Source organism: Shewanella sp. Pdp11, assembly GCF_002838165.1.
GTDB lineage: Bacteria > Pseudomonadota > Gammaproteobacteria > Enterobacterales > Shewanellaceae > Shewanella > Shewanella hafniensis.
Map to the genome: position 1 here is coordinate 1,767,307 of NZ_CP015194.1, position 13,705 is coordinate 1,781,011.

Annotated in this window: 9 protein-coding genes; 6 read left to right on the plus strand and 3 right to left on the minus strand. The window is 46.9% G+C overall.

Features of this window, described 5'->3' with window-relative positions; translation table 11 throughout:
* Window positions 1–94: 94 nt before the first annotated feature.
* From AYJ58_RS07835 to AYJ58_RS07850, 4 genes are all read left to right on the plus strand, one after another.
* Window positions 95–2,185, plus strand: coding sequence for a TonB-dependent hemoglobin/transferrin/lactoferrin family receptor (locus AYJ58_RS07835; protein WP_106649666.1), 2,091 nt, complete (start codon window positions 95–97; stop codon window positions 2,183–2,185).
* Window positions 2,186–2,220: 35 nt separating this feature from the next.
* Window positions 2,221–2,802 (plus strand): heme utilization cystosolic carrier protein HutX, encoded by a 582-nt coding sequence (hutX, locus tag AYJ58_RS07840; protein ID WP_198555630.1) that lies wholly within the window; start codon window positions 2,221–2,223, stop codon window positions 2,800–2,802.
* A gap of 37 nt (window positions 2,803–2,839) precedes the next feature.
* Window positions 2,840–3,397 carry a heme utilization protein HutZ gene (hutZ, locus tag AYJ58_RS07845; RefSeq protein ID WP_028761546.1) on the plus strand — a complete coding sequence of 186 codons (558 nt, stop codon included), beginning with the start codon at window positions 2,840–2,842 and terminating at the stop codon, window positions 3,395–3,397.
* Window positions 3,398–3,615: 218 nt separating this feature from the next.
* Entirely contained in the window at window positions 3,616–5,520 is a 1,905-nt protein-coding gene (locus AYJ58_RS07850) for an ABC transporter transmembrane domain-containing protein (RefSeq protein ID WP_198555633.1), read from the plus strand.
* Between the two features lie 124 nt (window positions 5,521–5,644).
* Here the strand turns inward: AYJ58_RS07850 and AYJ58_RS07855 are convergent, their stop codons facing one another.
* The 3 genes from AYJ58_RS07855 to AYJ58_RS07865 form a co-directional block, all read right to left on the minus strand.
* Window positions 5,645–7,246 carry an AMP-binding protein gene (locus AYJ58_RS07855; RefSeq protein WP_106649667.1) on the minus strand — a complete coding sequence of 534 codons (1,602 nt, stop codon included), beginning with the start codon at window positions 7,244–7,246 and terminating at the stop codon, window positions 5,645–5,647.
* Window positions 7,247–7,592: 346 nt separating this feature from the next.
* Window positions 7,593–9,065, minus strand: coding sequence for a cytochrome c oxidase accessory protein CcoG (gene ccoG, locus AYJ58_RS07860; RefSeq protein ID WP_106649668.1), 1,473 nt, complete (start codon window positions 9,063–9,065; stop codon window positions 7,593–7,595).
* A 172-nt stretch (window positions 9,066–9,237) separates the two neighbouring features.
* Complete coding sequence (locus AYJ58_RS07865; protein ID WP_106649669.1) at window positions 9,238–10,698, minus strand: sigma-54 interaction domain-containing protein; 1,461 nt, start codon at window positions 10,696–10,698, stop codon at window positions 9,238–9,240.
* Between AYJ58_RS07865 and AYJ58_RS21870 the strand changes: the two genes are divergently transcribed.
* Both AYJ58_RS21870 and AYJ58_RS07870 read left to right on the plus strand, forming a co-directional pair.
* On the plus strand, window positions 10,676–10,849 hold the full coding sequence (locus AYJ58_RS21870; RefSeq protein ID WP_157825770.1) for a hypothetical protein: 174 nt from the start codon (window positions 10,676–10,678) through the stop codon (window positions 10,847–10,849). The two genes, AYJ58_RS07865 and AYJ58_RS21870, sit on opposite strands and share 23 nt — an antisense overlap.
* Window positions 10,850–11,080: 231 nt before the next feature.
* Window positions 11,081–13,657 carry a TonB-dependent receptor plug domain-containing protein gene (locus AYJ58_RS07870; RefSeq protein ID WP_106651779.1) on the plus strand — a complete coding sequence of 859 codons (2,577 nt, stop codon included), beginning with the start codon at window positions 11,081–11,083 and terminating at the stop codon, window positions 13,655–13,657.
* The last annotated feature ends 48 nt before the right edge of the window (window positions 13,658–13,705 follow it).

Genomic DNA, 13,705 nt, shown 5'->3' on the forward strand with positions numbered 1-13,705 from the left:
GGCTCAATCTCGAAAGGATTGGCGTCTGGAAAGAGAGTCTAGGCTCAGTAATAAATTGTACGGAAACAGCTGAATATCACTTGAGGATGAAGAGATGAAAAAAAAGCCGTTAGTGATCGCCATGGCGATAGCACTGAGTGGTACGGCCCTAAGTTTTACGTTAGCGGCAGAGGAAAGTGTTAAGCCCGTTGTTCAACAGGATGCGAATAAAAAACTGGTCACAACAGAGTTTGATGAAGTATTGGTGAGTGCAACACGCATCAGTGAAAAAGCCTCCGAAACCAGCCGTAGCGTGGCAGTGGTGGATGAAGAGCAACTTACGGTCGCCCAAGCATCATCAGTTGCCAATGCCCTTAAAAATGAGGCGAATATTACGCTGACCAATGGCCCAAGAGCGTCATCTCAAGGGGTTGAAATCCGTGGTTTAAGTGGCGATCGTGTGTTGCAAACAATTGACGGCGCAAGACAAAATACCAGCTCTGGTCACAGAGGTACCTACTTTATGGACCCTGAGTTGCTCAAATCCATCGAAGTGCTGCGCGGCCCTGCCAGTAGCTTGTGGGGCAGTGGTGCCCTCGGTGGCGTCGTAGCGCAGAATACTAAGTCGGCACAAGATTTTTTAGCACCAGACGAGACCTTTGGTGGCTATTTCAAACAAGGTTATGAGACCAATGGCTCCCGCACTAAAACTAGTGGCGCTATTTATGGTCAACAAGACAGCATCGATTGGTTACTCAATGGTTCCTATTACGATTCAAACAATATAAAAACTGGTAATGACGAAACTCTAAACAACAGTGCATCCCAAGGCAGCAGTGGTTTAGCTAAATTCGGTTGGCAAGCCGACGAGGCATCACGGTTAGAGTTATCTGCAAGAGCCAGCAAAAACAATGAATTAGTACCGAGCAATCCTTCTGCTGCTGTGAGTAGTTCAGTGCCTTTGGTGCGCCGCAAGACTGACGATAAAAACCTCACCCTAAACTACAGTCTCAATCCTGCTAATAACCCGTATCTGGATACTAAGATGCAAGTGTATTGGAACAGTACCGACTACGATGAAGACCGTATTACGAAAGGTCAGCAAGACAGTACTGAGTTCCGCACTGTGGGGATTAACCTTAATAACAGTTCGCGTTTAGGCAATACTCTGTTGACCTACGGGGTCGATGGTTTTCGCGATACCATAGAAACGACGCGTGATGATTCGGGCCAAGTGGGCCAGCGTCCAGATAATATCGATGGCGAAACCACAGTATGGGGCGCTTTTACGCGGGCAGATATTGAGTTGACTAAGACGTTAAATCTTGATGCGGGTCTGCGTTATGACAGCTTTAAAAATGACAGTAATAACCTCAATTTATCCTCAGATGACAATGAGTTATCACCATCGCTTGGCTTGGTGTGGCAGACTCAGCCTTGGTTGACCTTAAGCGCACGTTACGATCAAGCCTTCCGCGCACCTACGGTAGAGGAAATGTTCTCCAGCGGCACCCATTATTGTATCCCGCCAATCCCCGGATTTTTACCCCAAGGTTTATGTAACACCTTCGCGGTGAATTCGGATCTAAAAGCAGAGACTGCGCGCAATAAAGAAATCAAAGCGGACTTACGTTTCAGTGAGTTAGCGGGTGATGATGAACTGGCGCTAACGTTTAACGTTTTCCGTAACGATGTGGACGATTTTATCGTGCAGCAAGTGTCTAATCCTTGGCGTGGCATTCCTGGATTCGAGCAAACGACCTCATGGAATAACGTTGAAGATGCACGTTTAACAGGTTTTGAAATTAGCGGTCGTTACCGTATTGGCCAAACTCGTTTAGCGATGAATTACGGCCAAACCCATGGCGAAGATCGTCAAACGGGCGATGATATAGAAAATATACCCGCCAATAAGTTCAATGTCGATTTATCCCAAGGCATTATGGAAGGCGACATGAAACTCGGTACTCGCGTCACTTATGTGGCGACTCAGTCGAATACACCTGACGGCTTTAAAGTGGCGAAATACGACGATTACACCCTATGGGATGTGTATGTTGCGTGGGAGCCGACTATGGGTGCCATGGCGGGTGTGAGAGTGGATTTCGCAATCGAAAATATCGGCGATGAAAAGTACCAACAGGCGTGGCAAACCTTGTATCAACCGGGTCGTAATATGAAGTTGTCGGCGCGCTATATGTTCTAAGCCACTCAATAGTCACTACCGCTGGAGACAGTAAAATGAAGATGACACTCGATACTGAGCTCGATGTTGCGCCAGATTTAAGCTCTGAGCAACGTCAGCTAAGTGAGCAACAGGCGCAATTGCGACAACGATTTGAACAACAAGCTGATTTAATGCCAGCACAGCTCGCCAGTGAATTAGGCATTGCCGAGCTTGAAGTGGTCGCTGCATTGCCGCCCGAACAAGTGGTGTTTGTCCCGTTAACTCAGCTCGATACCTTACTGCAAGCCTTACCCGAATGGGGAAAGTTAACCACTATTGTGATGTTATCTGGCAGCGTATTTGAATTTAAAGGGGATTTCCCCGAGGGAAAATACGCCCACGGTTATTACAACCTCTACAGCAAGGGGGACGGTTTGCATGGTCATCTCAAATTAGATGCTATGCGCGGCATCGCCTTGATCAGCAGACCTTTTAGAGGCAGCGAGAGCCATTCGATTAACTTTTTCGGCAGTGAAGGTGAGGTGGTGTTCAAAGTGTATTTAGGCCGTGATAAACAAAGAGCACTGTTTCCTGAGCAAGTTCGCCAATTTAAAGCGCTCGCGACAGCCTTTGCCTCGGTGCAATCACACCTCTGAATTGCAGCATTAACAAAAGTATTAAGGAAAACAGTAAATGAAGCCTGAAATTACCGAACAAGAACAGCGTTTAAGAGACAAACTCTTACCCGAAATCGAAGCCTTTAAACAGCAGCGCGAGACCTTACAACTAGCCACCATTGGTACAGATGGCCAGCCGAATGCGAGCTATGCGCCCTTCGCTCTGGCTGATGATGGTTTTTATATTTTGGTGAGTGACTTAGCCCGTCACGGTCATAATTTAAAGCACTCATCTAAGGTCTCTGTGATGTTAGTTGAAGACGAAACTGCGGCCAAATCGGTTTTTGCCCGCAAGCGTTTAACCTTCGATGCGATTGCCGAGGCAGTGCCTCGCGATACGCCCGCCTTCAGTAAAGGTGTTGGTGTGTTATCGGCACGTTTTGGCGAAATGTCCGATAACCTTGCGGCGTTAACCGATTTTAACTTATACAAGCTCGCGCCCCATCAGGGTCTTTATGTGAAAGGTTTTGGCCAAGCATTTAGCCTGAGCGGCGCAGAGTTGTTAGATGTGGATTGGAAGCGCGATGGCCACCACGGCACGCCAAAAACGCCGGAAAACAAGCAAGTCGCTTAAGCCGCGTCAAGCTATTGTAATAAAACAAACCCGCACTCGCTGCGGGTTTGTTTTATGCTTTTCTTTTGAGTAAAACCACACAGCCCTTGAATTCCACTGCAAGAGGTAGCATCTCACTTATATGCTTTAAGTCATGCTGCGCGGTTAACGGCTGCTGATGATCCCATTCATGCTGATGTTATATTTGAATTGCCTTACCTACCTTAAGGATGCCACCCGTGACCGAGCCGACAGCCGAACTCGCTACATCTTCCGAACCCATTAAAGCGGGCGCAGAACCCTTGCCCGAAAAGTTAATTCCAGTCACGCCTACAACAAGCGCTGATATATCGAAGGCAAAATTGACCTCGGTGCAGCAAAGATCGGTATTGCCTTGGATTGTTGGTTTTCTTAAACCCTACAAACTGAAAGTCGTTGCGGCGATTATTTGCTTGATGATAGGGTCACTCGCTTGGCTATCATTGGGCCAAGGTGTGCGCCTAATGGTTGATGAAGGTTTTGTAAGGGATAATGCGCAGCGGCTGAATGAAATCATACTGTTAGTGCTCGGAATTACCGCCGTCAGTGGCACAGCGGTGTTTTGCCGCTTCTATTTGATGACTTGGCTTGGTGAGCGGGTCAGCGCCGATATTCGTCTCACGGTTTACAATCAACTGCTTAAACTCTCGCCCGCCTTTTACGCTAAGGTGCGCACCGGTGAAGTGATCTCCCGTTTTACCGCCGATTCTACTTTGTTACAAACTGTGGTGGGTTCGAGTCTTTCCATGGCGCTGCGCTCTAGCGTAACTGTGCTTGGTGGTTTAGTCATGATGGGTATCACTAGCGTCAAGATGACATTGCTGGTGTTGTTGGCTGTGCCCTTAGTACTGGGGCCGGTGATCTTTTTTGGTCGCAAAGTACGTGTGTTAGCACGGGAAAGCCAAGATAGGGTTGCGGATCTCGGCGCTTATGTGGATGAAACGCTTCATGAAATCCATACGGTACAAGCCTATGGGCATGAAGATAAAGACCGTAGCTTGTTCAATAGCCGCGTCGAAGATGTCATGTCTGCGGCCAGTGGCCGGATCCGTTACCGTGCCTTGTTGATCTCAACCGTGATGTTTTTAAGTATCGCGGCGATTGCTATGGTGACTTGGGTCGGTGCCCACGATGTGATGGCGGGTAAGATGACGGGCGGTGAGTTATCTGCCTTTATGTTTTACGCTGTGATGGTCGCGGGCGCAGTAGCGACGATTAGCGAAGTGATAGGCGAAATTCAGCGGGCTTCTGGCGCCGCCGAACGTTTAATCGAACTGGCTGAAACACAAGTGGATATTCCCGTTGCAACTCATCCAGTGAGTTTGCCCGCCAAGGTCAGTGGCGAGTTAACGATTGAAGGACTCAATTTCGCCTATCCAGAGCATGATGCCTTAGTGCTAAAACAGCTCAATATGACTATTACTGCGGGTGAGCGGGTCGCCTTAGTCGGGCCAAGTGGCGCGGGTAAAAGTACCTTGTTCCAGTTATTGCAACGCTTTTATGTGCCTAGCGCTGGCAGTATTCGACTGGAAGGTATTGATATTGCTAATCTTCTGCCGCAGGAGTTGCGGGCGCAGTTTGCTCTGGTGCCACAGGACTCAGTGATTTTTGCGACCAGCGTACTTGAAAACGTGCGCTATGGCCGTGTCGATGCGACCGAGCAAGAAGTGATTGATGCTTGTATTGCAGCCCGTGCCCACGAGTTTATTAGCGAATTTACTGACGGTTATCAAACCTATTTAGGTGAGCGTGGCGTGCGACTTTCTGGTGGGCAAAAACAGCGGATCGCCATTGCGCGGGCGATTTTAGCCGACAGACCCATATTGTTACTCGATGAAGCGACCAGCGCCTTAGATGCGGTGAGCGAGCAGAAAGTGAAGCAAGCGCTGGACGTATTGATGGCGGGTAAAACCACCTTAATTATTGCCCATCGCTTATCGACGGTAATTAATGCCGATAGGATTTTTGTGTTCGATAAGGGTGAGATTGTTGCCTGCGGGCGCCATCAGGAGTTGATGCAATCCAATGCGTTATATCATGAATTTGCCAGTCTGCAATTGTTAACCGAAGAGGCCAATGCCAGCGCCTTGAATGAGACCATTTAGATAAAATAAAACCCAGTCGCTAGCTTAAACACTTAAGCTCAGTCACTGGGTCTTTTATTGTGCTTTTGTTGCTAAGCTCTGTTACTCAGCTTTGTCTTTAAGTACGGCACTTTAAGTGCGGTCTCTAAGCTTTATCTTTTAGCTCGCGGCGCAGAATTTTACCTACGGTACTCTTAGGTAATTGCGTCATAAATTCAATGACTTTTGGCAATTTATAGGCGGTCAATTGCTCGCGGCAATAGGTTAGAATGGCCTCTTTTGCCTGTTGATGATCTTGGCTATCATCCTTAAGCACGATAAAGGCTTTAACCGCTTCGCCCGAGTGCTCATCTTTTACTCCCACCACGGCGCATTCGATCACATTAGGGTGGCTCGCTAGGACGTTTTCCACTTCGTTGGGATAGACATTAAAACCTGAGACTATGATCATATCTTTTTTACGATCAACTATTTGGTGGAAACCTTCCGCCGTTGCTATGGCAATGTCGCCGGTTTTAAAGAAGCCCTCTTGAGTCATAGCATTAGCGGTTTCCTGCGGGTTATTCCAATATCCCCGCATGACTTGTGGGCCGCGTGCGGCTAATTCTCCGGCCTTACCTAAGGGTACTTCAATGTCGTTTTCATCTAAGAGTTTAACCTCAGTGCCAATCACAGGTTTACCAATAGTGCCTAGTTTTTGATAACCGGGTGCATTGAGTGAAATTACCGGCGAAGTTTCAGATAGCCCATAACCTTCACTGATCATGTTGCCTGTCGTCTGTTGCCAAATGTTGGCCGCAGCGGCCGTCAGTGCTGTGCCGCCCGAGATGGTGATTTTTAAATGGCTAAAATCGAGTGCTTTAAACTCGGGTTGATGGCATAGGGCGACAAACAGAGTATTGAGTCCTGCAAATCCAGTGAAGGGATATTTGGCGAGTGTCTTAATTAAGCCGCTAATATCCCGTGGATTTGGAATTAATACCGAGCAGCCGCCACACTCGAAATACAGCACTAAGTTCACCATAAACGCATAAATATGGTAAATCGGTAGCGGTGCAACGAAGATATCTTCTCCTTCGGTGATCACGCTCGCGATGCGGGATTTTACCTGCGCCGCATTAGCGAGCATATTGCCGTGGGTCAACATGGCACCTTTAGATAATCCAGTGGTGCCACCCGTATATTGCAACGCCGAGAGGTCGTCGAGATTTGAGATAAATCGGCTAAAGGGGAGTTCTGCGCCTTGTTTTAAAATTTGGCAAAACTCCACATTCTTCAGGCCTGTCTTAGGCTGTACGTGCGGATCGATCAAATCTAAAGGGTGGGTTGAAATGACGTATTCTATTTTGGTGCTGTCGATGACTTTGGCTAAGGTCGGTAATAGATCGGATAACACCACGATCGCTTTGGCACCAGAATCATTGAACTGATGGATGAGCTCACGCTCGGTATATAGGGGATTAGTGTTAACTAAGATAAGCCCAGCCCTGATTGCGCCGTAGGCCGCGATGACAAATTGGGTGATATTAGGCAATTGAATGGCGATGCGATCGCCCGGTTTGAGTGTGGTCGTATTTTGTAAATAGGCGGCAAAGTAACGAGAATCGCGTTCTATCTCGTTAAAACTGCTGGTTTTACCGAGACAGGCATAGGCGGGTTTATCACCGTAACGCAGGCTGGTTTTCTCGATCAGATCGACCAGTGATGAGTAGTTTAGTTTGAGTTGAGAGTCTTGATCGTATGCCATGCTGAACTACCTCAAAGATGATGTTTATTAGTTGTTATTATTTTGGAGTTAAACAGGTGTTTAGATTAGAGGGTGTTAGCACTAGAGGTCAATGCTTATCGCGAAAAACATTACTCCGCCAATATCGGTATCTTTATGTAACAAATAGTATTTTTACTCTAAAGCTCAGGCGTTAACGATAGCGTAATTATCGTATCATCGATAAAGCCTAATAGTGCGTGAGTGGAGAGCATTCGAGATCTGTCTTTTGGGGATGAGTGTTGATTTAGAACGGCGCTTAGGTTGATTCCCCAAGCGCCGATTTAGCGGTTAATGTAGACGGTTACCGATATTAACCGCTAAAAGCCTAGGGACTGAAGAATCCAGTTTCTTGACTCACTTGCTGGCTTGGCTGTTTCACATCCGTCACCGAGAATTGGATCATTTTGCGCCCCGACGGGATGGCATCCTTATCGGCTAATACAGTGACGGGATAGTCCACCTGTTCACCCGCGGCCAAGGTAATAATAGGATCGGCAATTAGACTAAAGGGCATTTCACTGTCGACGGCAAGTTGATACTGCTTAGTGTCCTGCGTTTTGTTGCGGATCTTCAACTGATAGGTATTTTCAATCTTATTGTCAGCCGTTTCGCGGTACAGGCTCTGACGGTCTCGGATCACGTTAAGCTGGATCTCGCTGCGGCTATTTAAATCTAAACCTATCACTATCAGCATGATCACGACCGCTGCGCCATAGCCTAAGAATCGCGGCGAGCGCCAATAGGAGTAGCTGACTCCCTTAAGATCATTCTCACTCATGTAGCCGATAAGGTTCGGTTTATAATCGAATTTCAACATGGTTTCATTACAAGCATCGACACAGGCACCGCAGTTGATGCACTCATATTGCAAGCCGTTACGAATATCTATCCCTGTTGGGCACACTTCGACACATAAATTACAGTCAACACAATCACCAAGATTACTCTCTCTGAGATTGGTTTCTTGCTTACGTTTACGTGGGCCGCGGGATTCACCGCGCTTGGCATCATAGGTCACAGTTTTAGTGTTGGCATCGAACATTACCGCTTGGAAACGTGAATAGGGGCAGCAATGTAGACACATTTGCTCGCGCATCCAGCCCGCATTCAGATAAGTACAAATGGCGAAAAACCAGACCCAGCTAGTCACCCAAAAGCTGGCATTGCCCGTAAAAATGTCGATATAGAGTTCGCGGGCAGGTATGAAATAGCTGATAAAACCACAGCCGGTGAGCAGAGCGGCAAGACCCCAAAGTAAATGCTTGGTGCTTCTTTTACCTAATTTGCTGCTAGACCAGGGCGCTTTGTCGAGTTGTTTGCGTTTATTGCTGCTGCCTTCGATGCGCGTTTCTATCCACACATAGATAAAGGTCCACGCCGTTTGTGGGCAAAGATAACCGCACCAAACGCGGCCCCAGAATACGGTAATAAAAAACAGACTAAAGGCCGCGGCGATAAAAATCCATGCAAGTAGGGTAAAGTCCTGTGGCCAGAGCGTGATGCCAAAGAAGAAAAACTGTTGCTGGCTGATATCTAACAATATCGCTTGGCGGCCATCGATGGATATAAACGGTAGGGCGAAAAATAGCACGATCAGCAGGCTATTCATCATGGTTCGCAGGCGCTGAAAATCACCTTTCTGCTCACGAAAATGGATGTTGCCTGAGGGCGTATTGCTCCCTGTTGCAGTTTCGTTGGAGAGGATTTTAATCGGAATGTGCAGCTCGACTGAGGAAGGTTTCGCGCTCACACTCTTATTCACACTTGGAGAATTGGGGGTAACTTCGCTCTTGGGCATAAAGGGTCCTAACGGCTTAAATAAGATTCGCCTCCCTATAGCAAGCGCTAGGCCAAGTTTTAACTGATTCAACATTATGATATATATGGTTATTTTAATACTTTGGTTAGATGTTGATCGCGATATATCACACATTGGTGATATATCGCGTTTTTTGGTTGTGTGATTTGAGTTATATTTCACTCGATTGACGTTGGATCCCCAGTTTTTTCATCCGCGATCTCAATGTACTTGCGGGAACGCCTAGAACATTTGCCGCGCCGAGTGGGCCGGATATTCGCCAGTTTAAACGCTTAAGGGTTTGTTCTATATGCAAGGCTTCCGCTTCTGCTAAGGTTTGTCCTTGGGCCTGAGCTAAGGGGTTATGGCTCGGCATCGCATGGATCTGCAAAATATCGCCTTGGGAAAGAATGGCTTCGCGTTCGAGAATATTTTGCAACTCGCGCACATTGCCCGGCCATGTGTAAGCCATCAGTTTTTGTAACCCTTTTTGGCTCACGCCGCGGATTTTTTTACCTAACTTACGATTCAAATTATGCAGTATATGGCTGACGAGTTCGGGGATATCTTCGATCCTCGCACGCAGCGGTGGCACTTGAATTGGGAATACATTCAAGCGGTAATAGAGATCCATCCGAAATAATCCTTGCTCGACTCGCTTGAGTAAGTCGTGGTGACTGGCGGCGACCAAGCGAATATCTACTTGAATGGTTTCGCTGCCTCCGAGGCGTTCGAAGGATTGCTCTTGGATGACCCGCAGTAGTTTTGATTGGGCTTCTAAACTGAGTTCTGCCACTTCGTCGAGGAACAGCGTGCCTTGGTGAGCAAGTTCGAAGCGACCTTTACGGCGGCTGGTGGCACCGGTAAATGCGCCTTTCTCGTGACCAAAGAGTTCACTTTCTAACAAGGATGCCGAAAACGCGGCGCAGTTGACACTGATCATAGGTTTATCTTTGCGGCGACTGAGTTGGTGTAAGTTACGGGCTACAAGTTCTTTGCCTGTGCCATTTTCACCACAAATGAGCACAGTACTGTCGGTATTGGCTACCATATGCAATTGCTGGATCATGTGGCGGATCACGCTACTGCCACCCGAAATATCCACATCACCCGTTTTGTCAGCTAGCTCTGCCTGTAGGTAATGATTCTCCGAGGCAAGTCGCTCCGAGAGCGCCTGCACTTGCGCCAATGCTTGGCGTAATGACTGCTCTGTTTGCTTTTGAATACTAATGTCACGAAATATCGCGACTACGCCAATCAGTTCATTATCACGGTAAACGGGCGTAGAACTGTAATGCACGGGAAAGCTACTCCCATCTTTACGCCAGAACACATCGTGGGTGATTTCGCGGGTAATGCCATCCTTTAATGTGTTGTAAATTGGGCAATCTTCTTGGGGATAATGGCTACCATCGGCATGGCTGTGATGATGACAGTTATGGATATTTTTGCCCAGTAACTCTTCATTTTTCCAACCTGTCATGCGTTCAGCCGCGGGATTGATGAACACCGCATTCCCGCTTAAATCAAATCCATAAATCCCTTCACCGACAGCGTTAAGCAGTAACTGATTTTCAGGCAAGAAATGCTTATCGATGGATTTTTGATTATTGACCGAAATCTTATTTGTCATCTGCGGTACTCAAGCTTGGCTGGTATTGCCCGAGTATACCTTAAGTTGCATGTCGCGATATATCGTGTCTTTGATTGAGTTAGTGAGTATTTCCCACTTTATGGTGACTTATGGTTTTACATTTTGGCGCCCTAAAGTGCATTTTACCTAACGACAAACCCTAAAAAATATTCACTTATAACAAACTGATCTAAAAGAGAAATGACTAATATTCATTCAAAAGTCTGATTTAACATTGGATATTGTCTTATTTATGTTATAAAAATGTTCTTGTTATGTAAAAAAAGTAACTTTGTATTGACCGTGGTAGCAAGGTTTTAGGGACGATAATCACATAAAGCAGGTCAGGTATTCTAAAAAATAATAAGCAGTTGGGATGAATATGATGACCTCAAAGAAGCAGAAGTTTGGATTAAGTGCAGTCAGTTTGGCGATTACATTAGCTTTGTCTGGTAGCTTCATTAGCCCGCAAGCCATGGCTGAGGAAGAAGACGCTGCTGTTAAAAATGAAGGCGTGGAAAAGATTGCAGTTGTTGGTTCACGTGCGGCACCACGCTCAATCGGTGATTCCCCCGTTCCAATTGATATTATTAGTAGTGACGACTTAAAAAAGAATGGTTCCACTGACATGATTGATATGTTGGTGACCTCAGTACCTTCGTTTAACTCGCGCGCTCAACCCATCAGTGATGCGGCAACCTTAGTACGTCCCGTTAACTTACGTGGTTTGCCTTCCGACAGTACCTTAGTGTTAGTCAATGGTAAGCGTCGTCACCGCGCAGCTGTGATTGCATTCCAAGGCGGCGGCATTAACGATGGTGCTCAAGGTCCTGATATTTCGGTTATTCCTGGTTCTGCATTGAAGCAAGTCGAAGTGCTGCGCGACGGCGCTGCGGCGCAATATGGCTCTGATGCGATAGCAGGCGTCATGAACTTTGTCTTAAAAGATAATTCTGATGGTGGTTCCATCACAGTGACCCAAGGTGAATATTACGAGGGTGACGGTGCCACGACCACAGTCGAAGGTGATGTTGGTTTACCGTTGACGGATAATGGCTTTGTTAACTTAAGCTTCCAGTATAAAAATGCCGATGCAACCAGTCGTAGTGTGCAGCGTCCCGATGCGGCTAACTTAGCTGTGCAGGGCAATACTGCGATTAATGACCCCGCTCAAGTATGGGGTAATCCTGAAATCAATGATGACTACTCAGTGTTTATCAACTCAGGCTTAGACATTAATGCCAATATGCATGCCTATGCCTTTGGTAACCTGTCATCCCGCGATGCTGTGGGGGGATTTTATTATCGTTACCCGCAAAATCGGAGCAACGTGTATTCCAATGATGGTGGTCAGAACTTACTCGTAGGCGCGGTAAATGGTGATCCATCAACATGTGGACTCGTACCTATTCCTAAAAATGCTGATGGTAGTGACGGCAACGTACTCGATACGGATGCTTACAAGGCGATGGTCGCCGATCCCAATTGCTTTGCCATGAACCAGATATTCCCAGGGGGTTATACGCCGCAGTTCACTGGTACCATTGAAGACATGTCTTTCTTCGCCGGTGTAAAGGGCGATATCGGCGAGTGGAATTATGATTTCAGTGCCGGTACCGGTAGTAACAAAGCTAGCTTTGGCCTTAAAAATTCTTTAAATCCATCACTTGGATTAGACACACCGACTGATTTCGATACGGGTGCCTATGAGCAAGTTGAAACCACAGTTAACTTAGACTTCTCGCGTTTCATTACTATAGGCGGCATCGAAGACATTAGCTTTGCTTCTGGTTTTGAATGGCGTAATGAGTCGTTTGAGATATCTCAAGGTGATGAAGCCTCGTGGATTGCTGGCCCTTATGCAAACCAAGGTTTCAATATTGGTGCGCACGGATTTAAAGGCTTTGGCCCAGAATCTGCGGGTAAAAACTCTCGCCACAATATCGGTATCTATACTGATCTAGAAGCCTATTTAAGTGATGACTGGTTACTCGGTTTAGCACTGCGTTACGAAGACTTTTCGACCTTTGGTGATACGTTAAATTACAAGCTGACATTGCAGTATTCCGCAACGGATGAGTTGTCGTTCCGCGCGTCACACAGCACAGGTTTCCGTGCGCCAACCGTGGGTCAAGAAAACGTCGTCAACACGCAGACATCAATTATCGATGGTGAACTGATCCAGACGTTTATTGCGCCACCCACCGATCCACTTGCGGCATTTTATGGCGGGGAAGTGTTAAAGCCTGAAGAGTCAATAAGCTATGCGCTAGGTGCTGTCTATGAGTACGAAAGCTTTTTCTTAACGGTCGATTATTACAACATTGGCGTAGAGGGTCGTATTGCGCAGTCGAGTAAGATTGATGTTGAAGCTAAAGACTATGATGCACTGCGTGCAGCGGGCGTTGAGTTCCCAGAGTTGATCCAAGGCGTGAGTTATTACACTAACGACTTTGATACTACCACTCAAGGTATCGACATCGTCGCCTCCTATGATGCGGAAATCCTGTCGGGTAATGCTAAATTCAGTCTTGCCTATGGTTGGACCGATACCAGTGTTGATAAATTCGATCCCGAAACCACTGATGAAGGCAAGGTTCGCCGTTTAGAAGATGGTATTCCTGCACACCGTGCAACCTTGACCTGGGCGCAGTCATGGGATCAATTAAGCATGTCACTGCGTGGTAACTACTTCGGTGAGTATTATGCGACTCATGCTGATGATACCTCTGATTGGGGTTCTGAAATGGCCGATGCTGCTGTCACCATAGATTTGGAAGTGAGCTATGAGTTATTTGATGGCTTAACGCTGGCGGTAGGGGCAAATAACCTATTCGACCAAAAAGCGCAAAAGCTGAAAGACGGAACCTTAGGCGAACTTGGTGGCGTTTACTATGAAAGTGGGCCGTTCGATTACAACGGTGGCTTCTACTATGGCCGTGTTAATTACCGTTTTTAATGGGTAAGCCAATTTATAGAAGCGATTTCTAACCCACCTTTCAAGAAA